Origin of the sequence: Sulfoacidibacillus ferrooxidans, from assembly GCF_022606465.1 — a bacterium.
Taxonomy (GTDB): Bacteria; Bacillota; Bacilli; order Alicyclobacillales; family SLC66; genus Sulfoacidibacillus; species Sulfoacidibacillus ferrooxidans.
This window is the reverse complement of the sequence record NZ_JALBUF010000007.1, coordinates 63942-90217: the sequence shown is the minus strand read 5'-3', so window position 1 is coordinate 90217 and position 26276 is coordinate 63942. Positions and strand designations below refer to the sequence as shown.

The window sequence follows — 26276 nt, the reverse complement described above, 5'->3', positions numbered from 1 at the left end:
TCGTTATCGTCTCAACCATTACAATAAACGAGCAATGTCTTCGTATGTCTCAGGTCGGCGATCTCTATAAAATTGCCAAGTATTGCGCACTTGCGCAATTAACTCGCGATCCATGTCTCCAATAATGACTTCATCGCGATCTCTACTGCCGATAGCTACAAACTCGCCGCGTGGATTAACTAAGTAGGCTTGACCATAAAATTCGCCCATATTCCACGGTGCCTCCAACCCGACGCGATTAATGGCTGCTACATAATATCCATTGGCCACTGCATGTGCTGGTTGTTCTAATTTCCACAGATACTCTGATAATCCTGCCACTGTAGCAGACGGATTGAATACAATTTCCGCTCCGTTTAAACCCAATAGTCGAGCGCCTTCCGGAAAATGTCGGTCATAACAAATGTATACTCCAATTTTAGCAAATGCCGTATCAAAAACCGGATAGCCCATATTTCCTGGTTTAAAATAGTATTTCTCCCAAAATCCACATCCCGCTGGCCCTGCTTGCACTTGTGGTAGATGATGCTTTCGATATTTACCTAGATAACTACCGTCTGCATCAATGACAGCTGCGGTGTTGTAATACACACCAGGAATCTCTTCCTCATACATGGGTACAATGAGTACAACGCCTAGTTCTTTAGCTAAACCCTGCATGAAATGAGTAGTCGGACCGTCAGGTATCCGTTCAGTAGCTGCATACCACTTCGGATCTTGCTCAGTACAAAAATATGGACCGTAGAAAAGTTCCTGCAGGCAAATAATTTGTGCGCCTTGCTTTGCAGCATCGCGAATCATGACCTCGTGTTTTTCAATGGCTGCCTGTTTATGAACAGCTACAGGTTCCCGTCCATCCGTTTCATGGTGCGCTTGAATCAACCCGATTGTTACTTTTCCATTCATGAAAACTCCCCCTGTCGTCGATTAAAGTATGGAATGAACTCGTAGTACATGGCATATACGCGATCACTCACAAGGAAACGTTAGAAAATCGTTCACAACGCTGGAATTCTCCGAACCCATCTTCACCAACAAAGGTATTGCCATCCACAATTAAAGTACCACGTAAAAAAACATACTTAGGAATACCTGTTACACGCATTCCTTCAAAAATGCTATTATCAACATTCATGTGATGGGTCTCTACAGAAATCGTGCGCTCTACGCTTGGATCCCACACGACAATATCTGCATCACACCCAATGGCAATCGTCCCTTTCCTAGGATATAATCCAAATAACTTTGCTGGGTTTGTTGATGTCAATGCTACAAATTTTTGCAAGCTAAGTTGCCCTTGTATGACCCCGTAGTGATATAAAATAGCCATGCGATCCTCGATGGTAGGTGATCCATTTGGGATTTTAGAAAAATCATGCAGTCCAAGTTCTTTTTGTCCTTTTAAGTTAAATGAACACTGATCGGATCCAAATGACTGTAACTCCATGTTGCGCAACTTTCCCCATAGCACGGCTTGGTTGGATTTTGCGCGCAAGGGTGGTGACATTACATATTTGGCTCCAACAAAGTTTGGACGATCGTAATCGGTCACATCGCATACAAGATATTGAGGACACGTTTCACCATAGATCGGTAGTCCGCGCTTACGTGCATCACTGATTGCATCTGCAGCTTGTGCACATGTCACATGTACAACATAAAGTGGAGCCCCTGCTATTTCTGCAAGGCGAATCGCCCGCTCAGTCGCTTCACCTTCTGCTTCTGGTGGACGGGTCAGCGCATGATACTTCGGTTCCACTTGACCACGTGCCAGTGCTTCATTGACAAGTACTTCAATGACATCGCCATTTTCGGCGTGTACTTGAACCAATGCACCCGCCTTTGCAGCGACTCGCAATACGCGAAACAACGTTTCATCATCCACTTGTAAATTATTTTTATATGCCATAAATAATTTGAAAGAGGTGACTCCTTCTTCTTCTACGATCATCGGAATCTCATCCATTACTTCCTGACGCATATCACCTACCATGACATGAAATGCGTAATCGATAGCAGCCTTTCCATCTGCCTTTTGATGCCAGGTCGTTAGTGCATCCCGCAATGTCGAACCTTTACTATGCAGTGCAAAATCGATGACAGTTGTTGTTCCACCGAAAGCTGCGGCTTTAGTACCCGTGCGAAAGTCGTCTGCAGTCACTGTTCCACCAAACGGCATATCTAAATGCGTATGTGGATCAACGCCACCAGGGAATAAATAGCACCCCGTTGCATCCACCACTTGATGCCCTTTTTCTTCGATATGTTTTGCAATAGCGATTACTTCTCTACCCTCGATGAGCACATCTGCAAACACAACATCGCTTGCAGTAACCACAGTCCCACCTTGTATCAACGTCCCCATGTGATTTCCTCCTTTTCATGTGGTACCATCGCTATACACTCTTCAACTGGACATACCATGGAGCACAAATTGCACCCTACACACTCTGCTTCATCGACCATAAGTTGTGTCACACCAGCATCGTCAATTTTGCGATCAATACATTGATGTGCCGCATCTTCGCAGGCGATATAGCATTTATTACAGTGAATACAGCGTGATTGATCAATGCGCGCTACCACTTTATGGTTAATATCCAGTGCACCCCAGTCTGTAAATAAAGGAACAGATCGACCTACAAGATCCATAGCAGAGGAGATTCCCTTTCGATCTAAATACCGCGTTAGCCCATCGATTAAGTCCTCCACAATGCGAAATCCATGATGCATCGCTGCTGTACATACTTGAGTCGTCGTTGCCCCCATCAGCATAAATTCGACCACGTCTTGCCATGTGGCAATGCCTCCAATTCCAGAAATCGGAACGCTAACAGTGGGATCTCGTGCACATTCAGCTACCATACTGAGTGCAATCGGTTTTACAGCAGGCCCGCAATAACCACCATGTGCACCTTTGCCATTGACATGAGGAATGGTCAATCCCGTCTCGATATCTACTCCGATCAAACTATTGATCGTGTTAATCATGCTCACCGCATGTGCCCCACCTTGCACTGCAGCACGAGCTGTATACCGAATGTCAGTAATATTTGGCGTGAGTTTTACAATGACTGGGACTTCCGCAACTTCTGTCACCCACTCAGTGATCATCGCCACAAGTTCTGGGTCCTGACCAACAGCTGCGCCCATTCCACGCTCAGACATGCCGTGAGGACACCCGAAATTTAATTCAAATCCATCCACTCCGACGTCTTGAACCTGTTTCACCAGTTCATGCCAGCGGTTTCGATTGCATTCCATCATGAGAGATGCAATTAAAGCGTGTTTAGGGAAAGTTCGCTTTACTTCTCGTATTTCTTTTAGATTGACTTCAAGCGGTCGATCTGTGATTAATTCGATATTGTTTATCCCCACCATTCTCTGTCTGCCAAGATGTAAAGCTCCAAAACGAGAGGTGACATTGACGATCGGATCGCCAAGCGTTTTCCATACGGCACCGCCCCATCCTGCTTCAAACGCACGCATCACCTGATATCCGCTGTTAGTAGGTGGGGCTGATGCAAGCCAAAATGGATTGGGACTATGAATCCCAGCCATATTCACGGATAAATCAACCATGATTTTCACCTCCCATTGAGTATGGTTGTTCTTGAACTACATAACGGAGATAGTGATCGATACTTTGTGCCGCCTTCTTTCCTTGCCACGCAGCTTCTACTACCATGGCTTCGCCTTTCATTCCTTTTGCAAAAATGAGATCCCCTATTGCATAAATATTTTTTCGGTTCGTGCAGTAATTTTCATTCACTTTGACAACATTCTCATGCGTTTCAACATCAAATAATTTTATTAATTCTGTTATTTTTTCTTGTCCAATAGCGCGTATGACTTGATCAACTGGTTCAATCCACTCTGTTCCTTCTTGTGAAACAGCTTTGATTCTGCCACCCTCATCTACATGAATTTGTGTGTGTAATAATTCCATGTGACTCACATGGCCATCATCACCCATCAATCGATTAGGGACGCATTGCCATCTAAATTCGATTCCCTCTTGTTTGGCAAATTCGTATTCGAACGGATAAGCAGTCATCTCATTTTCCGTTTTACGATAATAAATTGTCACTTGTTTTGCACCAAGTCTACGTGCGCAAGTTGCCGCATCGATGGCCGTATTTCCTGCGCCGATAATTGCTACACGCGGACCTATTGTTTGTTTCCACTGTCCCATTTTCACTTGTTCAATCATATCAATGGCATCGTAGACACCGTCAAGTTCTTCTCCCTGTATACCGAGCATGGGTACTTTGCCTAAACCAAATGCTAACACTACTGCAGAATACTGCGCGAGAATCTCCTTGACATCAATATCTTCCCCAACACGAGTGTTCAAGCAAGTCTTCACGCCTAATCGTAAAACCTGTTCAACTTCCCACATGGCGACATCGAGTGGCAGTCGAAAAGGAACGATGCCATACGTACACAATCCACCTAACAGGTCGTGTGCATCATAGATGGTCACTTCATGTCCTAGTACTGCAAGTTCACGAGCAGCAGATAATCCTGCAGGTCCCCCACCAATGATCGCCACTCGATGTCCAGTAGATGGGCCAGCGTGAAAAAGTTCTACGTGATCATGCAACCGGAGTTCATCTGTCGCATAGCGTTGCAAGTTGCCAATTTCAATAGGGGAATCTTCTTTGCCTAACACACAGGCACCTTCACATAAATCATCAGTTGGGCACACGCGTGCGCAACTAGCGCCCAGGGGATTGGCAGACATGATGACCTGAGCACTTCCAATGACATTATTGGTTGCTATTTTTCTAATAAAAGAAGGGATGTCGATATGAGTTGGGCATGCCGTTATGCATGGTGCATCATAACAGTACAGGCAGCGAGTAGCCTCTCGCATCATGTGCATCTGTGTCAGTTCATCATACACAAGGTCATGTAACTGGGAATGACCATCCTGTATATCTTGCAACCGTTTCATCGTCTCACCCCCATCTATTAACTTGCATCGCTAACGACCAAGGAAGGTCTTAGTTCTTCGTGCTGCTCATACAATTTCGCCAATGCTTCCCCCATGATGTGAAGTGCCGTTTGCACTTGTTCCTCACTTACTGTGAGTGGAGGTGCAATTCTGATGGCGTTGCCATAGAGTCCGCCCTTTCCAATGAGAAGATGCCTTTCTTTTGTATATTCAAAAAACTCAGCAACTAGATCTGGCGCTGGTTCCTTTTCCGTGCGCACAAATTCCATAGCTTGCATCAATCCACGACCGCGCACATCACCAATCACAGGGTACTGTTTTTGTAATGCTTCTAGTCCCTGCCGCAGACTAGCACCGCGGTTTTGTGCATTTTCTACAAGCCCCTCTTGCTCTATCACATCAAGAGTAGCTAATGCTGCACACATACTCACAGGGTTACCACCAAATGTTGCAATCGTTGGGCCTATATACTTTTCCCCTACAGCACGCGTAGCAATGGTAGCACCGATCGGCATGCCATTTGCCATGCCTTTTGCAAATGTCATGATATCGGGTATTACTCCAGCATGTTCAATGCCAAACCATTTTCCTGTGCGACCAAACCCCGTCTGTACTTCATCTACAATAAGTAGCCCACCGTATTTGTGAGTGATTGCAGCTACTTGTTGAAGGTAACTATCTGGTAGGGTGATAAATCCACCGACACCTTGAATAGGTTCTAGGATCACTGCAGCAATTCGTCCGGACGTAGATGTGACAATCGTTTCTTCTAGATCACGCGCACATTCATCCGCGTACTCATCCATACTAAGTGGCGAATGACTGCGATAATAATAGGGGTTGCGCGCATGTACGATTCCTGGTGTCCCAGACAGCCCCATCCGCCAACTAGACTGCCCTGTTAAAGCCATCGCAAGCGCAGATCGTCCACTATAGCTATGGCGAAGCGCCACGACATCGTAATAACCAGTTGCCATCCGCGCCATCGCTATTGCCGTTTCATTTGCTTCCGTTCCACTTGAGGTGAAAAAGCTCATTTCTAAATCGCCAGGAGTAACTTTTGCTAAACGCTCCCCCAACTTCACCATCGCTTCATGTACGTAGAGTGTAGATAAATGGGTAACTTTTTGTAGTTGTTCTATAATGGCTGTATTGACTTTGCTATTGGCGTGTCCAACAGATACCGTGAGAATGCCACCAAAAAAATCCAGATATTCTCTTCCATCGATATCGTACAAATAACATCCGCTACCATGTTCCATGATAATTGGTTCCTCATAATAAGTAGAAACACCAGGAACAATATACTGTTTTTTTCGATCGAGTAACGATTTTTCCAACTTCTTATCCCCTCTCACTGTGCATGGACTCATCGTTATTTTCCAGTGAAATAAACATATCATGTAGCTAGATAAGAAGCATGTTACAAAGCGTATGAATAATCTGATTACATACGCCTGAAATGTCACGTCGTATTAACTTATTCTGTATTGGTAAATTACACATAAAAACAATATATTCCATGACACACTCTATGTAAAGTATATTGACGTAAACTAAACATGCCTTATATAGTGGTTCTATATTCATATAAACAAGCATACAAAAGGTACACTCGGATCGAAGGACTAAAGGGGGATCTTCATGCTCCATTCATTGACCATTGCTCAAATTTTACAACGCCCTCTGTTTACTAGCGCAAAACTAGTAGGGGGCATCCAAGGTGTGAATCGCAAAGTAAGTTGGGTGCACATCCTCTACATTGAGAACCCACGCAATTTTCTTCATGGCGGAGAACTTATCTTAACTACTGGAAATGGGTTTGCACAGACAAATGATGTACTCACAAATTACGTAGAGCAACTCATCTTAGCTCATGCGGCAGGTTTATGTATTGAGCTTGGACCGTACATTCCTCATATCCCTCAATCGATCATAAGGTTAGCAGATCAACATGATTTTCCAATTATCATCTTTCCTAATTTAGTGAAGTTTGTAGATATGACAAGAGACATCCATGAGCTTATTGTTCAAACCCACAGTTCGTATTCCTTAAAAGAGTATGAAATGATACAAGAAAGCAGACTTGTTGAATCATTACTTCGCGGAGAAGATGTTGCCACGTATCATCCGGTCTCACTGCATGCGAGGCCTTTAACCTATGGAGTATTAGCCCTATCCACTGATCAGTCCTTAGAACTTGAACATTTTGATCACATGCATGAACTGCACGCCATGATTCACTCTATATTTAAAAAATTTTTTTCTCACGTTATTCTATCCATTCAAAAAGAGCACGTCATTATTATCGTGGATCGTCATCATCACTTTCAAACATGGACAAACAGGATCGAACAATCGTGTCAATTACTTGCACACGATGTAGAAGATTCAGAGTGGGCACAAAAAAAGATGTTGGTGGGCGTCGGAACATTTGCAGCAAGTGCATATGAAATTACTAGGAGCTATACAACTGCTCTAGAAGCGTTAGCGATTCAAAGGAAGCTTGGTAGAACGAATCTTTTATTTTATGAACAAGCAGGAATCTATCGATATATATCAAAATTTACTGATAATCACCTATTATTGCAAATGGCGACTACAGATTTAGAGGCAATCGAGGAATACGATCGTAAAAATGAAGCCAATCTTCTCTTCACGCTTAAAATGTACTTAGATTGTGATCGTTCCAAGCAACAAACAGCCAATGCACTCTATATTCACCGTCAAACTCTTTACCACCGCTTGGAACATGTCAAACAATTACTAATTTGTGACCTAGAAGATCCGATTCAACGTCTCGCACTTCATGTTGCAATCTACACCAGGGAATTTCATATGATGTAGATTGCATAGGCAATTTTCTGTTACACTATCTTAAAAGAAGCTTCTGAAATAAAAGATGGATGTCTTTACGCATAGGTGAGATATGGCAACCAAACAGTGGTTTAAACATGGAAAATGGCCGCGTTTTTTCGTTGGGCTACACTACTATACGATTGTTTCCTTTATTTTGCTCCTAATTACAGGTATAGCACTGTTTCTACCTGCCATTCACACCGTGCTCATTCCCTATCTGCGCTTCATTTACGCCGTGCATATTACGCTTGGCTTGATTTTTGCCGCAAGTTTGTTGATGCCATTTATCAAAAGACTCCCCTATGGCAAAAAAATTTCTTTATTTGATTGGCTAATGCCGACCGTTCTTGGTACTGCAATTGTACTTACAGGTATTTTGCTTTTTGGTGTGGATGTTTTTCCTGATGCGTGGCGCGGACCTGCATTTACTTGGCATGGCTATTTTTCTATTCTTCTTAGCGTATGGATCGTCGCTCATGCCTTCTATAAAGCAATTGGCAGTCGGTTTCCCACTTCTCGTACAGCGAAGATCGATCCAAGTCGCCGTGATTTTTTGAAGTGGATTGGAGCAGGCATTCTTGGCACGACTCTCGTAACTATACTTGATCCGTTCACTATGTTACAGCGACTATGGCAACCAGCTAACTCATCAAGTGATCTTGCAAATTCTATTCAATTTCCAGAATATTATACCGTCACAGGTACGTATCCACAGATGGACTTATCCCATTACCGACTTACAGTGGATGGCAAAGTACAATCGCAGCTACTGTTGTCTTATCATCAACTTTCATCATTGACGCAGGAACAAGAAGTTGTCAATTTTCAGTGTGTTACAGGTTGGAGCGTACCCAATGTGCGGTGGAAAGGTATTCACATCAAAACACTGTTGCAACTAGCGAAGGCCCATGAAACAGTGAAATATATCCATTTTTATTCATTTGATGGAGTATACACAGAGTGCTTATCATTAGACGAGGCTCTTTCCCATGAGGTGATACTGGCGACTCACTTAAATAACCAGCCTCTTTTAAGAGAAGCTGGCTTTCCACTTAGGCTGATTGTCCCTACCATGTACGGATATAAGTCTATTAAGTGGCTATCGCGTATTTCTTTTAGTGATGTGCCTATAACAGGGTATTGGGAGCAAAGAGGGTACCCAACACAAGCATTTTTAACCTAGAGACCCTTTATGGTCTGTGATCAGATGACGATAAACCTGCTCGCTTTCCAATACGATACCCTGCGTATCCCGACACGAGTGCCACAAATACAATGAGTATCAAAGTGTGGATTTGATACTCAGATAACATACTAACCAACGACTCTAACAATCGACCAAATACTGCAAACACAACAACCCATAAGGCTGCTCCAATGGCACTTGTTAATGCAAAGATGGCAAATGGAATACGATTTGCACCAGCAACATATGGAATTAAACCACGAATTCCAACTAAAAAACGATATGCTAGTAATAATGGTACTGAATATTTCACGAGTTGCTTTTCAGCTAGAGCAATATGTTCATCTTTTATTCTTAATTTTTTATACACTCGTAGCATAGCAACTTTACCAATTCCACGTCCAATCCAATATGCCGTAATGGAACCGATATATGTAGCAGAAAATAAAACGATTAGTAATAACCATAATGGATAAAAACCTTTACTGGCCTCTATGCTACCGAATGTAGCGAGCGTTTCTGCAGGTAACGGCAATAAAAACGCTTCACCTAAAACGCCAAAAAATATACCCCAAAGTCCTTCATGTGTAAGCCACAACATTACGGTGTGCAAAATCGTAGTCACCTCATTGCTAAATCATACACCAATTATACTCTAATATAAGAGTATTCCATAGATCAAGCACCTGTATTTTATTATTGTTTCATATATCGATTATTAAGGCTTATTCCTGCTGCCATGACACGAAGATGGTACTCCTGTTCTAACCACATTGCACGAGCTGTCTCAACATCTATTACTTTAAAAGTTACTTGTGTGCCTGGTCGCAGTTGTGCTGCCTTGCTTAGGTCTGCTCGAATGATAATATAGGGAATAGGGTAGCCGCCTATCGTTTGCCTCTCCGCTAACAAGATAATCGGTTGACCACTAGGTGGTACTTGTACACTCCCTTCGACAACAGCTTCTGAATACATCTCTTGCTCACGGATACGAATAAGAGCTTCTTTTCCTTGTAGTCGGCACCCCATGCGATCCATTTGTGAAGTGACAGAAAAGATCATATCTCCATGTTGTAAAAACTGATCGTATTCTGGTCCAGGGAGTACATGTAATATGTGAATATGTGGATTTTGTAAATACCACTCAGGTGGCTGCATACGTGCTATGACATGAGGAGTATGTACAATAGATGTGGTTGGTATCGGAGTACCTTCTCCTTTATCATCTAGTTGTATAGGGATCATATCTAAGGCTTGTAATGCTCGTCCCTGATATCCACCCATTGTTGCTCTGCTATAGGTGGAACGGCTACCAATGACTTTCGGTACGCAAATCCCCCCTTTGATGGCTATATACATGCGCGATTGATGTGTTGCCATACCTACAGACACTACTGCATGCTTTGGAATGAAATAGGATGACCAAGAAGGAAATTGTACTTCTGAGACACTGAACCCGATGTTATCATGTGATATGCTGATTCTTATGGAAACATCTGCTCCACACACGGCAATCCACGTTGCCTTAGAAAAATAAAAAACAGGTCCCTTTAATGTACATTCCAATACAGCATCATTTTCTTTATTGCCAAGCAAAAGATTGGCAGCTCGAGCCGCAAAAGCATCTACAACACCTCCGACTGGAATTCCTTGATCTTGATAACCCCATCTCCCTAAATCTTGAATCGTCGTCATAGAACCAGGATGAATAACGGTCAAGTATCCATTCTTAGCGGTTTTTGTCATATCGCTGCCACTGTAATTTCATTGTGTATAAGTTGTTTTTGAAGTGATGAAAGTAATGAAACAGCACGTGCACCATCGCCATGTACACAAACGGTATCTACGTTTACAGTTAGTTCTTGTCCAGTTCGCGCTTTGATTTTTCCTTTTGTTATCATAAAAATCAAGCGTTCAATTACTTGCTTATCTTCTTCGATTAGTGCATCTGGATGTGTGCGAGGCGTTAGCGTGCCATCCTCTTCATAATTACGATCGGCAAAAACCTCTTGTGCTACTGCAAGACCGACTTTCTCACCTGCAACAATGAGTTCACTTCCTGCAAGTCCATATAGTAATAGTTGCGGATCCACATCCCTAATCGCTTGTGCAACAGCCATGGCCATATCTGCAGATATGGCTGCTTGATTATACAAGGCTCCGTGTGGCTTGACGTGATGAAGTGGAACACCATGTATCTTAGTAAATGCTTGCATCGCACCAATTTGATACACAACCAGTTCATAAATCTCACTAGCCGTATACGGGATCCATCGTCTTCCAAATCCCTGTATATCAGGCAATCCTGGGTGTGCGCCTATACTAACCCCATTTTGAACAGCTAATTTGACTGCTTGGTTTAAGACGTGTGGATCCCCTGCATGAAAACCACAGGCGATATTGGCGGAGGTAATGAATGAGAAAATGTCTACATCAGCACCTATGGTATAGTGACCAAAACTTTCTCCTACATCTGCATTTAAGTCTATATGCCACATCAAATTTCCTCCTCGTAGACATTGTGTGCGCCGCAAGAATTACAGTGAACATAGATAAATGAAACACGATCTCCAATGGATAAAAACGTCATCGGATCATTAGATAAAGAAAATAACGGTTGATGTACTCTCCCTAAAATGCGCCATCCACCAGGAGTAGACAATGAGTACACACCTGTTTGCATTCCAGCAATACCAACTGATCCAGTTGGAACTTGTACACGTGGATGATCTAAGCGAGGCATCTGAATTCGTGAGTCTAGACCATCTAAATAAACAAATCCTGGTGAAAATCCAATCATTCTCACTGTGTACACCGTACGCATATGAATAGTAATGATTTCTTCCTTAGTTAACCCACAAAATAAGGAAAGATCAGTGAGATCTAATGCACAATGTGGACCGTAACAAACCTCTATATTCTTAATGACATGGGGGTGATCAACATGAGCTTCTTCCATAGCTAGGAAAGATAGTACTTCTTGTAACCACGCGTCTTTGATCTCAATTGGCTGCATTGCAATGCTACCCCACGGTCGGGTATGTAGAGTTAGCGTATGCCATCCCGGAACCACGTCAATGACATCCTCAATCCATAATGGAGAGAACGGAGAATGATTACTCATCTTTTCGCGAATTTTTTTATACATAGAATGAATGAAATCACGTATTTGTTCATCAGAATGGGTTGTTTTTACGATCTCCAACCGGATTGCACACTCTCCCAGCCAATAACCAATCACACGCATAATGATTCGCCCCGTTTAACTTATTACCAGTTTACTGTAACCTCGTTTTTTCGTTATTTCCGTATACGCTCTTTGTAAGATAAATATTTTGTGCTACAGGATACTACACATGATAGACAGCGGCCAAAATCACATGATTTTATGTTTACCGATATGACAACATGATGGTGTCGCCGGCAATGCGATCACCCAAAAACCATTGAGTTTTTTTACTATCTTTTTTTGTGCAGTTTTTGCACCCCAAATGGTTAACAGCGTTATCGCACCGATAATCAAGAATGCTCATCTCCATTATACGTGACTTGATGTCTCGAACGAAGCAATTATTCATTACAACATCGTTTTATACTTCTTACGCAAAATAACTTGGCCGCATTCTGCCAAGTCCACAACATCTGTTTCACATCTGGGTCGATCCCTTTATAATGAGGATGAAGATTGAGTGATCACGTGGTCGGTTGGATAGATAAGGAGTCTACAATGTTACCATTACTTACATTATTGTTGAAAAAAATATCAAGTAAAGCTACGTGGATTGTTCTTATCTTTGCATGTATTGCGACAGTTGCTGGTGCAGTTCTATTTTCTGTATTTGAACATGTTCCTTTATTTACAGGGATATATTGGGCAATAACAACAGCTACCACAGTTGGGTACGGGGATATTACGCCCAATAACACAGCAGGTCGCCTAATCGCCATAGGTGTCATGATCATTGTCATTCCTGCTTTTGGAGCTCTCTTTGCTCTTATGTCAACCGGACTTATGGAAATGCGAATCAGGAGGTTATTTGGTATGGATACAAATATTCCATCGTCAGGACACATTGTCATCTTGGGCTATATGCCAGAGACGAGAATTGTCATCGATGAATTAGCTCATACTCAGAGTCCACATCTCGTAGTGGCCGACATTGATTCTAATGTCCTACCGCGTGAAACTCCATTCATCAAGGGTGATCCCACAGAAGAATCAGTTTTACGCCTTGCCCATCTTCCCTTTGCTAAACAAGCATTAATTGCAGCTCCAAGGGATGGAGAAGTATTAGAGATGGCCATCGCCGTACATCATTTAGCTCCAGATCTTGCAATTTTAGTTAGCACAAAATCTGATAAAGTGGCACGTGCGTTACAGGCTCTTGGTATCTCGCGTACGGTGTCTACTGACGACTTACTAGGTCACACCCTTGCAAAAAGTTTAGAGGCCCCACATGCTGCAGAATTACTTTTACGGATGGTCAATTCTGATAAGTACTGTATTAAAGAAGTACCTATTCGCACAGAGTGGTTAGATCAACCGCTAAGTGCAGTTCGTAAGCAACATGAGCATGTAGTTCTTGGTATAGCACAAAATGGAGAAGTCATACTAGGCATCGAACATGATCCAAAGATTACAGAAAACGCTATGATTCTGCTTTTGGCTCCGCATGATCGATAATTCGTTGCCTAATGATCGTTTGAATGATCTGGATTGACGTGCAGAAGTGAACGAGATTACTCCTGCACTGTTATACCTATGGCAGTCGTGCAAGTAAGCGTTTTATCGCACGATTTGCTTCTTGTAATACCATTTGCTTATCGATCGTAGTTAATCTGCGATTCTCCATGACAACTCTACCATCAATCACAGTCGTTTCTACATTTGCATGCGTTGCCGAATAAACAATTCTTGCGACCGGATCAACTTCGACTGATGGATAGACATGAAAATCTTCTACATTTAATATACAAAAATCAGCTTTTTTACCTATTTCTATACTTCCTATAAGGTGGTCAAGACCAGCGACCTCGGCTCCACCTAACGTGGCCATCCGCAAGACAGTATGAGCATTCATTGCTGTAGGTCCATAAGATGGCTTTTGAATCAGTGCTGCAAGCCTCATCTCATTAAACATATCTAAGTTATTATTGCATGCAGCACCATCTGCACCTAACCCCACATGGAAGTTCATGGCAAGCATACTAGGTACATCAGCAATGCCTGAGGCCAATTTTAAGTTAGACCCCGGACAGTGTGTCATTTTTACACCACGTGTTTGCATAATGGATCTTTCATTTTCATCCAACCATATACTGTGTGCCAAAATGAGACGTGGACTTGCTAATCCCAAATGATCTAGGTAAGCTACATTGCGCATTTTTCGCTCGCGCTCTACGATTCTAATCTCCTCTTGATTTTCAGCGGCATGTGTGTGAATCTTTACATCATATTGCTGTGCTAGATCGCGCACAGCAAGTAACAATGTCTCAGAACACGACAGAACAAACCGGGGAGCAAAAGCATATTGAATCCGACCGTTATCAAACTGGTGCCAAGTCTTTAGTAAATCAACACTTTCTTGGAGAGATTGTTCTGTTGTTTCAAGCAATCCTTTTGGCACTTCTGATCCCATATCCATCATTACTTTACCGGATAATGCACGTATTCCAGTTTCGGCAATTGCTTGAAATGCTGATGCTGTATGATGAACCGTTTCCATATCAATGATCGTGGTAGTCCCACTTTGAATCAATTCGCCTATACCAAGAAGGGCCGAATAGTAGATTGATTCTTCATCGTGCGCAGCTTCCAGTGGCCAAATTTTTAGCTTTAACCAATCAAGTAATTCTAGATCGTCCGCCTGACCACGAAATAATGTCTGACAAAGGTGAACATGCGTTTGAACAAAACCTGGAATCACCGTCCTCTGTTTGCCGTTGAGTACGCGATCCACTTGGAATTATTTCCCTATAAAAGGGCTATGCGGATGACGATAATACAAATGTTCTTTTTGTAAAATCTGTGATGCTACTAGATCAATCAGAACAATATCTGCGTCTGACCCCACTGCTAGTACCCCTTTTTGTGGATATAATCCAAAAATGTGTGGTGGCGTTGTCGCGGTTAAGCGTGCTATATCCAATAAAGAAAGGTCACGATTTACAAATCCTTCTTCAAGCAAAACCAGCAAACTAGTCTGAGCCCCTGAAATACCTCCCCAGACCTTTGATATATCTGGACTTAATTTCAATTCAATCGGACACGGCGAATGGTCGGATGCAATCGTGTCAACCTCACCTGATCGTACGCACTCCCATAACTCTTCTACTTCTTTACGACTACGTAAAGGAGGTGCGCATTTTGCGATTCCATGCCATTTCTCAGCATCCTCCTCACTGAGTGCTAGATAATGGGGACATGTTTCTACAGTAACTGCAACACCTCGTTCTTTAGCTAATGTGACTGCATGAACAACTTCAGCACAACTTGCATGAACAATATGAAGTCTGCATCCTGTCAGTTCTGCATAAGTAAGAACACGTTGTACCGCTTCAACTTCTGCTAAGATAGGACGTGTCCAGGTATAGTTTTTCATGTCTCGCGGTGCATTACTTGAAAGCCAGGCATCTGTGAGTTGTCTCGTTATCATCTCACTCTCCGCATGCACTGCTAGAATAGAATTCAATTTTAAAATTTCCTCCATACCTTTCCATAAAGATAGATCATCTATACAGGGAAACTCCTCTACCCCACTTGTGGATAAAAAAGCTTTAAAACCGATAACACCTTTTTCATCAAGTTCTGATAATTGATCGATATTTCCTGGGATCAATCCCCCCCAAAGAGCGTAATCTATGCGCGCAAACACGGATGCTGCTGCTTGTTTTGTGTTAAAACCAGAGATCGTAGTTGTGGGTGGTATACTATTGAGTGGCATATCAAAAAAGTAGTTACGCCACCAGCTGCTAAACTACGTGTCGCGGTGGAAAACCCTTCCCACTCTGTTCTACCTGGCTCATTACAATGTACATGTGTGTCAATCATCCCTGGGAAAACATAGAGACCGCTGGCACAGATTTCCTCCCATGCCGGTTCAGAAATGTTTTTCTCTATTGCCGCTATCTTTCCATTTAATATCCCAAGATCTGCACGCACTATCTCATGTTCCTGTATAATCATAGCGTCTCGAATGATCAGATCAAAATGTTCTCCAAGTATCATTCCTTCACCTCTTTTTTAGTAAATCATAGAGTGAACAGGATACTATCTTTGTCGCAAGTTCAAGATCCATAACAGCTACATGTTCATTTGCCCGATGTGCGTTAGCATCCTCTAATGTTCTTGGACCGGCTCCAAACATAATGACAGGTACATCAAATTCAGCAAAATGGCGTGCATCAGTATAGAGCGGAACACCTAGGATAGGAGCAGTTTCACCAGTAATGGCTTGATAATTTGTTGCTACCGTCTGTATTAATCGTTCATCAGTCCTAATCGGTCCATATGCTTCTGCAAGTAAAATACGTCTTATCTCTAAACGAATACCAGGATAACTATCTACAAGAGAAGCAATGAAATGCCTCAGTCGAATTTCTACGTCATCTGCTTCTTCTTCTGGAATCATACGGCGATCCAAGCGAATAACACACTCATCTGGGACTACATTTGTGTTAATACCTGCTTGGATAAGTCCAATGACAAGTGATGGGGAATCAATTCCTGCGATCTGAGAATGAATATCTTTTAATGTATTACGGTACCCATACAATCCATGTAAGATACCGGTCATCGCCTCTAATGCATCAATTCCATCTGTTGGAGATGCTGCATGTGCAGATCTGCCAATAGTTTTCACTTCTAGATGAAGGCAGCCATTGTGTGCATTAACAATAGAATAAGTAAATCCTGCAGTAATTGCGTAGTCTGGTTTTATATATCCTTCTTCTAGTAACCACTTCGGACCAAGCTCTCCGCCTGTCTCCTCATCAAAGGTAAAAGCGAGTACAATTTTCCCTTCTAGTTGCTCAGCCACTTGCTGTAAAGCAAGAACTGCATATGTATAAACAGCGATATCTGATTTTGAAACGGCTGCTCCTCGACCATAGATCGCACCTTCATGAATTTCTCCACCATATGGATCAAAAGTCCAACCAAGTCCCGGTGGCACAACATCTCCATGTGCATTCAGAACAATTTCTGGACCTTGTCCACTTCCAAAGACTTTCGTAGCCAGTACATTCACGATCTTTTGTTGATCTGTAGCATGCTTATCGACGACATCAACTGGCAAGACTTGAATAGTAAAGTCTTCATAGTCCTGCAATTTTTTTATTACATGTGTCGCTATCGCCAAACAGTCTCCTGGTGGATTATCTGATGGAATGGAAATCAATTCTTGAAGTAGACAAACTAGTTGATGAGTATCATGTTCGACTTGCTCAATGATCTTGTTTTTCGTTGCATCCACAAAAAGCACGCCCCCTTCTGCTACGATCGTACTGACAACACGATTAAAAATCATTGGCCAATTGATATATCACACCAAAAAGCACATCGAGAGCAACTTCCATATCTGAGATGTCGACATATTCCGCGGGATGATGACTTATGCCTTCTTTACAACGGACGAATATCATCCCCATCTCAGTAATAGCTCCCATCACCATCGCATCATGGCCAGCTCCACTGACAAGTGGTAAGGCCGTAATTTTGTGTTGTGCCAACACAGACTCTATCAAACTAATCATACGTTTGGATGCTTGCACAGGTGGCGAATATCCAACACATGTAAACGATACGTCCACTCCCCGCAAACGGCATATTTGTTCACATACTTGTATAATAGTCGCAATACTAGACTTGATGAGCTGCTCATCAAGTGATCGAATGTCTAGTGATCCTTCAACGACACCTGGAATGACATTACTGGCACCAGGCAAGACAGATAAATGACCAACGGTTGCAACGAGAGAGTCGTGCAATATTGCTTGCTGCTCAATGGCAAGGATTATTTCTGCGGCCGCGAGGAGTGCATCCTTTCTTAAGGCCATGGGCACTGTCCCTGCATGTCCTGGATTACCCACGACTTTGAAACGATAGCGTGCAGCACCAGCAATACCGTTCACTACAGAACATGGGATCTTATATTCATCCAAAAGTGGACCTTGTTTAATGTGAAGTTCAACGTAGCTAGCTATATTAGGTTGCTTGACAATGACAGTGGTGATAGATTCATCTTCCCCAAGTGCTGTGATCGCTTCAGCCAAGGTAATGCCTTTCTCGTCTTGCAACTGTAAATCCTGTTCTCGAAGCAGTCCTGTAAACCCTTTGCTTCCAATCAATCCGGCTTGAAAGCGAACGCCCTCCTCATCACGAAAAATCATTACATGAATAGGACGTATACAACGCATCCCGCGTGTAGAAAGTTCTTGAACGACTTCAATGCCAGCTAATACCCCTAATACCCCGTCGTATGCACCACCCTCTGGTACAGAATCTATATGAGAACCAACAACTACTGGAGCTGCAGATACATCGGTTCCCTCATAGCGTCCAATGACATTGTGAAACTGGTCTCGAGTAATCACCATGCCTGCTGCTATCATCCATTCTTCCACCTGTTGTGTCGCTCGTTCATCGCTTTCCGTATAGGCTAAACGAGTGACTCCAGGTCCTTGTCCTGAACTAATGTGCGATAATTTTTCAATACGTGAGGCCATTCGCTGTACGTTTAACAATGATTCAGTCACCTCTTTCGCTATCAACGAGCTACACATCCATGGCTCCATACTTATCTGTCATAAAGCGAATAAATATACTATTTAGAATATACAAGCCGCATGGATAAGAAGTACATGTCATAGAGAGCATGCTATACATACCCTTTGTTATGATTCTATCTATATACTTCGTATATTCGAGAAACTTCACGAACGGTATTGATCATCCAACCATATTATTGATATGTAAGTCAATTCGCTATTACACTTGTATATTCCTGCAATATTAAGAAATTTAGTTCTTTCCATTAACCATAGGGATGATCATGCTTCTCTTGTACTAAGCGATATGACGCCCTTTGATCATTGCAATCGTTGTGTCCCATTTGGATCTAGCATAAAGCCGATCTGTGTTTTTTTCTTGATTTTCTTCTTTATTTAAATTAGAATAAATATAAATTGATGCCTACTAAATGAGTGCACTAGGGGGACTATACATGACTAAAAAACTAACCACCTCAACAGGCTCACCTGTTGCAGATAATCAACATTCTCAGACAGCTGGACAACGCGGACCAGTTTTGTTAGAAGACTTTCATTTAATTGAGAAACTTGCGCATTTCAATCGCGAGCGCATTCCAGAGCGCGTCGTTCACGCAAAAGGTGCCGGTGCACATGGCTATTTTGAAGTAACTAACGACGTTTTAAAGTGGACTCGAGCTAGTTTCTTGTCAGAAGTCGGAAAACAGACACCGTTGTTTGTACGTTTCTCTACTGTTGGAGGTGAAAAAGGCTCAGCAGATACGGAACGCGATCCGCGTGGATTTTCAGTAAAATTTTATACAGAAGACGGTAACTACGATATTGTCGGTAATAATACACCTGTATTCTTTATTCGCGATCCACTAAAATTTCCAGACTTTATTCATACACAAAAACGCAATCCAGCAACTAACTGTAAAGATCCAAATGCTATGTGGGATTTTTGGTCATTGTCTCCAGAATCATTACATCAAGTGACTATTTTATTTTCCAATCGTGGAACTCCAAAAACATATCGTCACATGCATGGCTTTAGTAGCCACACATTTCAATGGAATAATCATGCAGGAGAAGCAGTGTGGGTGAAGTATCATTTTAAAACAGAGCAAGGCATTGAGAATTTTCGGCGTGTTGATGCTGTGAAAATGGCAGGCGATGATCCTGATTATGCAACGCGCGATTTATTTGATTCAATTCAACAAGGACAACATCCTGTATGGAAACTTTACGTTCAAATCATGCCTTTACAAGACGCAAACACATATCGTTTTGATCCTTTTGATGTGACAAAGGTATGGTCCCAAAAAGACTATCCACTTATCGAAGTTGGTCGCATGGTTCTCAATCGCAACCCAGAAAATTATTTTGCAGAAGTTGAACAAGCGACTTTTTCACCTGCCAATATTGTTCCTGGCATCGGATTCTCTCCTGATAAGATGTTGCAAGGAAGACTCTTTGCTTATGCGGATGCACACCGTTATCGCGTGGGCACAAATCACGATGCTCTACCGATTAATCGTCCAATTGCACCTGTCCATAATCATCAACGCGATGGTTCCATGCGTTTTGATGGAAACGGTGGAGCTTCTCCAAATTATGAGCCGAACAGCTATGATGGAATAAAGGAAACGCCATCAGTTGCAACGGCACCTTATGAGGTGACTGGGCAAACTGGAAGTCACAAGTACCCATCAGACGATCACTACACACAAGCTGGAGATTTGTATCGATTGTTGAGTGAAACAGAACAAACAGATCTGATTGACAATATCGTCACTGCGATGCAATCGGTCGCATTAGATATTAAAATTCGTCAAGTGAACCATTTTATTTTAGCCGATGAGTCATTTGGAGCACGTGTTGCAAAAGGATTGCAGATTCAAGTTAATCAATAATTGAATGCAATGTAAACCATCCGATCCATACGTCATGAACATGACTATAGATCGGATGGTTTTTTTATTGAAATAAACACCTTCTGATCTTTTGAAAATAAAGTAACCTGTTTCATTTGTTTGGCGTCTAACAAATGACATACAGAAAGGAAGATCAGCATTGAAACCTTACATTTACGCAATAGCTATTGGTATCCTTGGAATTTCCACTATGACTGGATGTGGTACATCACCATTACTATCCTCACCTTCTACTACACATCACGAGAATTCCACACATTCATCAATATCTTCACCAAAATCAACAAGCAAAACGTCATCTCCAACAGTAACTATCCTACCGGCTAAATCAACAAATAACGGATCATCTGTAGTAACAAGCCCGTCTGCGCAAGTGATTCTTTATACACCTATGATGTGGGCTGTCAACACCGTACGAGTCTCTGGAAGAGTCATCGATCCTACGAGTAATAAACAGGTAACCATATGGACGGACATCTCTAGTGGTTATCCTGTGGCCAAAGCAGTAGCTACTCTTTCTGCAGATGGTAGGTTTCACGCAGACTTCCATCTCACTGGAGCAGGTCCACAGACATTTACCTTTCATGCCTCCTATCAAAATGGTCAAAATGCCAGTCTTCAGAGGACCATAAATGTCTTACCGATGTCAACTAACTGGCCCACTCCTCTAGTTGCAGCACGCAATCAAGCAAGGCAAATGGGTACAACATTCCCCATATGGGAGCCAACATGGTTACCACAAACGATTTCCCGAAGAAATTCAATTAAAAACCCTTATATATCTGTCTTTGTTGCAGCAAAATCATTTACCTATACAGATTCAATCTTTGAAACAAATATTCCATACGAGATCAACGAACCAGAGCTCAACTCCATTGCAGCGCCACTTTTAGCAGATGTAGGTGGGACTCACTTTGCATCCAATCACGCAGCAAGACAACAAATGATGTACGGAGTACACCAAGTGTTAGCTAATCAAATCCCAACAGGTACCATTCATTTAGAAACAAATTTAAACGGGATAATCTATCAAGGAAAACAAAAACAAACTATTGTATGGCACGAGGGAGACTGGACATTAGGCGTTCGAGGACCAGATTCCAAACTCAATGTTGAGCAGGCTAAGGAAGTCACGAACATATTAAATTCTATTTATTTACCACCTACCCATGGACTCGTATGGATTCGCAACTTAGCAAACACTCATGGTACTGTAGTCACTACACAAATTGAAATTAGCTTTGCAGAAGATTCTAACTTATTTAGCATTACTTCACAAGGCAACTTGTATGATGCGTTGGTTATGGCTTCATCCATGAAAGAGTACCTGCAGTAGTCATGACAAGATCATCAGAAGTCATTTCGAAAAACTAATTAAAGTTTTTAATCCATGAGTTGTGTCGTTACAATTATATAACTATCATGAATGAAGCTTGGGCCTATCCTCTACATGGATGGGCCCAAGCCAGTAAAATACAATTTAATATTATAACATATAAAGCTGATTTACATGTGTTAGAATCGCTAACACATGTTAACCAATCTCCTATGGTAAAGTACTGATGTAGTTAGAATATTTACATTATCCAGTTAAAAGGAGGGTTTTCAGTGAAGTGGAAAATCAGAATGACCATGTTAGCTGCTGGTTTTTTATGCGCTACAGCATTACCTGCTTATGCAGCAAGTACTGGTGCTCAAGGGAATGTAACAACAATGACTGCACTTCCCGGTAGCACAGAACCATTTTTAACGCATGCTACACTCATTGGTGTACATGATCCAAATAGCACTATGAGTATTACGGTTGCCCTGCATCTGCAAAATCAAAGTCAATTGCAATCTTTACTGCACGATCAATATACAAAAGGATCTTCAGAATATCATCAATGGTTAAAGCCAGGAGAGTTTACTTCAAAATTTGGACCATCTGTTGCGCAATATCAAACGGTCATGAATTACTTACAATCTTCGGGCTTACACATCCAAAAAACTTACGCTAATCGAATGTTAATCGATGTGACAGGCAATACAAAAAATATTGAACAAACGTTTGGAGTTCAGATTGGCAATTATAAAGTAGGCAGCAAGAACTTTTACGCACCCCAATCATCTGTTAAGTTACCTACTCAAGTCAGTTCACTTATATCTGCTGTTATTGGATTAAGCAATTATCACCAAATGCATACTCACCTTATCATGAAACAAACGGCTACTGCCCATCAACTTACAGCGACGTCTGGTTATACGCCGAGTCAAATTGAAACGGCATATAATTATAACCCGCTATATAATGAAGGAATAAACGGATCGGGAGTTACAATTGGAATTCTAACGGCTGATACGTATAACTCAAGTGATATTGCTACATTTGACCAAGCTTATGGCCTTCCTACCCCATCTGTAACGGATGTCAATGTCGGTGGCACTCCTTCTCAAATTAATCCAGAAACCACGCTTGACCTAGAATGGTCGAGTGCTACAGCACCTGGAGCAAATGTCATTATGTACGAAGGTGCAAATTCAAGCTTAGGGACTTTTACCGATGTCTATAATGCAGCAGCTTCTGCGGATGCAGCACAGGTCCTGTCTACTAGTTGGGGTACTGCCGAATCAAATATGTCGCAGTCAGAGTTAACAGCAGACGACAATATTTTTTCTCAGATGGCTTCACAAGGTCAAAGTGTATTTGTAGCTTCTGGGGATAACGGAGCTACTGATGGAACAAGTAATCTTGCTGTTGACTATCCTTCATCAGATCCCTACGTTACAGCATGTGGAGGAACAAAGTTAATTCTCAATAGTAATGATACGATTCAAAGTGAAACAGGGTGGAGTGGTTCTGGCGGTGGACAAAGTTCAGTATGGTCTGAACCAAGTTGGCAAACTGGTGAAAACGTGCCACAAGATGGTCAGCGGCAAACTCCAGATATTGCATTGAATGCTGATCCAAATACAGGATACTCTTTCTATTACAATGGCGCTTGGAATGTGGCTGGTGGAACCAGTTTCGTAGCTCCACAAATGACTGCAACATTCGCTCTCATCGATCAAGATTTAGCCTACCAAGGATATTCTTCAATTGGTGAAGCAGATCCAAATATTTATCAAGATGCAGCCTACAACTATAACACAGATTTTAATCAAATCACTTCTGGTAATAACGGATATTATTCCTGTGGTCCTGGTTATAACAATGTGACAGGCTGGGGATCTATTAACGCGACTAACTTTGTCAATGACTTAGGATAATGAGATTTTACTTTCCCGTGGTCAAAAGAGTCTAAAGATTCTTTTGACCACAAATAATTATATAACACATTTTCTGGAGGAATGGTCGATGCATCAAGAAGAAAATCACATTCTCGTCCAATTTCTTAAGGTGTTAGCTGATGAAAGTCGTTTGCGCATTCTTGGACTTTTGGTGAATCAAGAAGCTAACGTAGAGGAATTAGCCGCCTATCTCAACCTTAAGCCACCCACTGTCTCGCATCATTTGAATCGTTTGCGAGAACTCGGAATCGTCGAGATGCGCATAGATGGCAATGTTCATTTTTATCGATTTTTATCGGATAGTTTAACCAATGTACATCTCATGTTGACACCCGAAAAACTATCCCAAATGACAGAAGATATTCAGGAAGATGCGTGGGAACGCAAAGTATTGCGGGATTTTTTGAGTGGTGAAGAACTAAAAGAAATTCCAGCAAGTCGTAAAAAACGACTTATTGTGCTTACGTGGTTAGCAGGTAAATTTGATATGGGCACTCGCTATGCAGAATCAGAAGTTAATGAAAGAATTAAACGTCATCACCCTGATTTTTCAACCTTAAAGAGAGAATTGGTTGGTCATCAACTGATGGAACGTAAAAATAATGTATACTGGAGACTAAAATCTTAGATGTCTCAATACTTTAGAGGAGTAATCACATGATCACTTCATCCATCTCTGTGTACTGGGGTTCTTTCGTACATGACGAGTGGTCTTTTTATCTAGCAACAACAGAACAAGGTCTTTGTTTTCTCACTTTACCCAATGAAACCTTTCAAACAATGGAGCATTGGGTAAAGAAACATATTTCAAGGCCCGTTTTAATTCATGATGACAATAAGATAGCATTCTATAGTAGCCAAATTATTGAGTATTTAAAAGGAGATCGCAAAGTATTTAGCTGCCCACTTGATCCTCATGGTACTTCATTTCAAAAAAAGGTTTGGTTATCATTGATCCAAATTCCATTTGGTGAACTTAGGAGTTATTCTGATGTTGCAGCAAGTATCAACCATACTACTGCTGTCAGAGCAGTTGGAACAGCATGCGGTGCCAACCCTATTCCTATCATCATTCCCTGCCATCGTGTAATTGGAAAAAATCATACGTTAACCGGATACCGTGGTGGGATACCTATGAAAGCTCGTTTATTGACTTTAGAAGGTGAAGATATCTAGACATCCACTTGCATTTTTTATCGATATGCAAATATAAACCATCCTACATAAAACACACTTCATATCATTTTAAATCGTTATTTTTTAAATTTTTAGTTCAATGTATCTAGTAAAAATTAATCCTGCAGTATATTATTTAAAGACATGGAAGTATCAATTTTTGTTGCCATAAACAAGATTATATTTCCTAATAACGCCTAAAGAGGTTGTGAATAATGAATGATACTTGATGTACAATCGCTGCGCAAGCACTATGTAGGAAAAGATAAAAAACCATTTATAGCAGTGGATGACGTGAGCTTGCAACTAGTAGCAGGAGAAGTACTTGCTTTTTTAGGTCCAAATGGAGCAGGCAAAACGACAAGCATTAAAATGATTGCTGGTCTTATCCAACCAGACGATGGAGAAGCATTCATCTGTGGGCACAGCATAAAAAAACACAGTCGTAAAGCAATATCACATGTAGGTGCTGTGTTAGAAGGCTCAAGGAACTTATATTGGCGTTTAACTCCATTGGAAAATTTAATATATTGGGCTGGCCTCAAAGGGTATCCACATCGCATAGCAAAAGAGCGCGCCATGGACTTATTATCAAATTTTGGTCTGCAGGATAAAGCTCATGATACTCTACAAAAGCTTAGTCGAGGTATGCAACAACAAGTAGCGATCTGTGCAGCACTCATGCATTCGCCTTCCCTCTTATTACTTGATGAACCGACACTTGGACTGGATCTTCAAGCTGCTGATCGCATTCAAGAACTCATCATACGATTAGCAAAAGAAGAACATGTCGGCATTCTATTAACCACTCATCAGATGGAAGTTGCACAAACATTGGCTGATCGTGTATGTATTGTTAGAAAAGGAAGAGTTGTATTAGAGGGACATACACATGACGTACTTGAGCAATTTAGTGAAAATAAATATATTTTTGAACTAGGTGAACCATTAACTCACTCACAGCGCCAAATTATTAGCGAACGTGGTGCAGATTTTGTAGATGAAAAAACATTTTACATATCGATTACCACTCAAAAAGAACTATATGATATATTGCGAACCACAGAACCATGTTCATTACTTAGAATGGAACGAGATCTAGCAGATTTAGCATCTGTTTTTCGCCACTATGTAGAATAAA

23 protein-coding genes are annotated in these 26276 nt (G+C 41.7%); 9 read left to right on the top strand and 14 right to left on the bottom strand.

The window, feature by feature from the left end; all coding sequences use genetic code 11:
- Positions 1 to 18: 18 nt before the first annotated feature.
- The 5 genes from MM817_RS11240 to MM817_RS11220 form a co-directional block, all read right to left on the bottom strand.
- The gene (locus MM817_RS11240) at positions 19 to 906 is read right to left on the bottom strand and encodes a nitrilase-related carbon-nitrogen hydrolase (protein WP_241715019.1); all 888 of its coding nucleotides are present in this window, start codon (positions 904 to 906) and stop codon (positions 19 to 21) included.
- Positions 907 to 973: 67 nt separating this feature from the next.
- Positions 974 to 2365 (bottom strand): dihydropyrimidinase, encoded by a 1392-nt coding sequence (gene hydA, locus MM817_RS11235; protein WP_241715017.1) that lies wholly within the window; start codon positions 2363 to 2365, stop codon positions 974 to 976.
- Positions 2353 to 3582 carry an NAD-dependent dihydropyrimidine dehydrogenase subunit PreA gene (gene preA / locus MM817_RS11230; protein ID WP_241715015.1) on the bottom strand — a complete coding sequence of 410 codons (1230 nt, stop codon included), beginning with the start codon at positions 3580 to 3582 and terminating at the stop codon, positions 2353 to 2355. The genes hydA and preA overlap by 13 nt, the downstream gene beginning before the upstream one ends.
- Positions 3575 to 4960, bottom strand: coding sequence for an NAD(P)-dependent oxidoreductase (locus tag MM817_RS11225; protein WP_241715013.1), 1386 nt, complete (start codon positions 4958 to 4960; stop codon positions 3575 to 3577). Before MM817_RS11225 ends, preA begins: the two co-directional genes overlap by 8 nt.
- Positions 4961 to 4977: 17 nt before the next feature.
- Positions 4978 to 6300 (bottom strand): aspartate aminotransferase family protein, encoded by a 1323-nt coding sequence (locus tag MM817_RS11220; protein WP_241715011.1) that lies wholly within the window; start codon positions 6298 to 6300, stop codon positions 4978 to 4980.
- 304 nt (positions 6301 to 6604) lie between these two features.
- Here MM817_RS11220 and MM817_RS11215 point away from each other — a divergent pair, with 304 nt between their 5' ends.
- Positions 6605 to 7807, top strand: coding sequence for a PucR family transcriptional regulator (locus tag MM817_RS11215; protein ID WP_241715009.1), 1203 nt, complete (start codon positions 6605 to 6607; stop codon positions 7805 to 7807).
- An 82-nt stretch (positions 7808 to 7889) separates the two neighbouring features.
- Positions 7890 to 9002 (top strand): molybdopterin-dependent oxidoreductase, encoded by a 1113-nt coding sequence (locus MM817_RS11210; protein WP_241715007.1) that lies wholly within the window; start codon positions 7890 to 7892, stop codon positions 9000 to 9002.
- 7 nt (positions 9003 to 9009) lie between these two features.
- Here MM817_RS11210 and MM817_RS11205 read toward each other — a convergent pair whose 3' ends face one another.
- The 4 genes from MM817_RS11205 to pxpB form a co-directional block, all read right to left on the bottom strand.
- Positions 9010 to 9618, bottom strand: coding sequence for a DedA family protein (locus MM817_RS11205; RefSeq protein ID WP_241715006.1), 609 nt, complete (start codon positions 9616 to 9618; stop codon positions 9010 to 9012).
- 83 nt (positions 9619 to 9701) lie between these two features.
- Positions 9702 to 10751 (bottom strand): 5-oxoprolinase subunit C family protein, encoded by a 1050-nt coding sequence (locus tag MM817_RS11200; protein ID WP_241715003.1) that lies wholly within the window; start codon positions 10749 to 10751, stop codon positions 9702 to 9704.
- Positions 10748 to 11503 carry a LamB/YcsF family protein gene (locus MM817_RS11195; RefSeq protein WP_241715001.1) on the bottom strand — a complete coding sequence of 252 codons (756 nt, stop codon included), beginning with the start codon at positions 11501 to 11503 and terminating at the stop codon, positions 10748 to 10750. The genes MM817_RS11200 and MM817_RS11195 overlap by 4 nt, the downstream gene beginning before the upstream one ends.
- On the bottom strand, positions 11503 to 12252 hold the full coding sequence (gene pxpB / locus MM817_RS11190) for a 5-oxoprolinase subunit PxpB (RefSeq protein WP_241714992.1): 750 nt from the start codon (positions 12250 to 12252) through the stop codon (positions 11503 to 11505). The genes MM817_RS11195 and pxpB overlap by 1 nt, the downstream gene beginning before the upstream one ends.
- 438 nt (positions 12253 to 12690) lie before the next feature.
- On the opposite strand from pxpB, the gene MM817_RS11185 reads away from it, so the two are divergent.
- Entirely contained in the window at positions 12691 to 13689 is a 999-nt protein-coding gene (locus MM817_RS11185; protein WP_241714990.1) for an ion channel, read from the top strand.
- A gap of 76 nt (positions 13690 to 13765) precedes the next feature.
- On the opposite strand, the gene MM817_RS11180 is transcribed toward MM817_RS11185, so the two are convergent.
- From MM817_RS11180 to MM817_RS11160, 5 genes are read right to left on the bottom strand one after another with little or no spacing between them, the layout of a single operon-like run.
- Positions 13766 to 14965 carry a 5'-deoxyadenosine deaminase gene (locus MM817_RS11180; RefSeq protein ID WP_241714979.1) on the bottom strand — a complete coding sequence of 400 codons (1200 nt, stop codon included), beginning with the start codon at positions 14963 to 14965 and terminating at the stop codon, positions 13766 to 13768.
- Between the two features lie 6 nt (positions 14966 to 14971).
- Positions 14972 to 15949, bottom strand: a complete 978-nt coding sequence (gene allB, locus MM817_RS11175) for an allantoinase AllB (RefSeq protein ID WP_241714977.1) — start codon at positions 15947 to 15949, stop codon at positions 14972 to 14974.
- Positions 15865 to 16233 (bottom strand): amidohydrolase family protein, encoded by a 369-nt coding sequence (locus tag MM817_RS11170; RefSeq protein WP_241714975.1) that lies wholly within the window; start codon positions 16231 to 16233, stop codon positions 15865 to 15867. Before MM817_RS11170 ends, allB begins: the two co-directional genes overlap by 85 nt.
- A gap of 4 nt (positions 16234 to 16237) precedes the next feature.
- The gene (locus MM817_RS11165; RefSeq protein WP_241714972.1) at positions 16238 to 17479 is read right to left on the bottom strand and encodes an ArgE/DapE family deacylase; all 1242 of its coding nucleotides are present in this window, start codon (positions 17477 to 17479) and stop codon (positions 16238 to 16240) included.
- Between the two features lie 43 nt (positions 17480 to 17522).
- Entirely contained in the window at positions 17523 to 18776 is a 1254-nt protein-coding gene (locus MM817_RS11160) for a Zn-dependent hydrolase (protein ID WP_241714971.1), read from the bottom strand.
- 452 nt (positions 18777 to 19228) lie between these two features.
- Between MM817_RS11160 and MM817_RS11155 the strand changes: the two genes are divergently transcribed.
- The 6 genes from MM817_RS11155 to MM817_RS11130 all read left to right on the top strand — a co-directional run bounded on the left by MM817_RS11155 (position 19229) and on the right by MM817_RS11130 (position 26275).
- Complete coding sequence (locus MM817_RS11155) at positions 19229 to 20668, top strand: catalase (RefSeq protein ID WP_241714969.1); 1440 nt, start codon at positions 19229 to 19231, stop codon at positions 20666 to 20668.
- A 160-nt stretch (positions 20669 to 20828) separates the two neighbouring features.
- The gene (locus MM817_RS11150) at positions 20829 to 22025 is read left to right on the top strand and encodes a hypothetical protein (protein WP_241714967.1); all 1197 of its coding nucleotides are present in this window, start codon (positions 20829 to 20831) and stop codon (positions 22023 to 22025) included.
- Positions 22026 to 22297: 272 nt separating this feature from the next.
- Positions 22298 to 23938 (top strand): S53 family peptidase, encoded by a 1641-nt coding sequence (locus tag MM817_RS11145; RefSeq protein WP_241714966.1) that lies wholly within the window; start codon positions 22298 to 22300, stop codon positions 23936 to 23938.
- Between the two features lie 88 nt (positions 23939 to 24026).
- Positions 24027 to 24587: a DUF2087 domain-containing protein gene (locus MM817_RS11140; protein WP_241714964.1), complete on the top strand. Its 561-nt coding sequence runs from the start codon at positions 24027 to 24029 to the stop codon at positions 24585 to 24587.
- 29 nt (positions 24588 to 24616) lie between these two features.
- Positions 24617 to 25135, top strand: a complete 519-nt coding sequence (locus MM817_RS11135) for a methylated-DNA--[protein]-cysteine S-methyltransferase (RefSeq protein WP_241714962.1) — start codon at positions 24617 to 24619, stop codon at positions 25133 to 25135.
- 219 nt (positions 25136 to 25354) lie between these two features.
- Positions 25355 to 26275, top strand: a complete 921-nt coding sequence (locus tag MM817_RS11130) for an ABC transporter ATP-binding protein (RefSeq protein WP_241714960.1) — start codon at positions 25355 to 25357, stop codon at positions 26273 to 26275.
- Position 26276 lies beyond the last annotated feature (1 nt).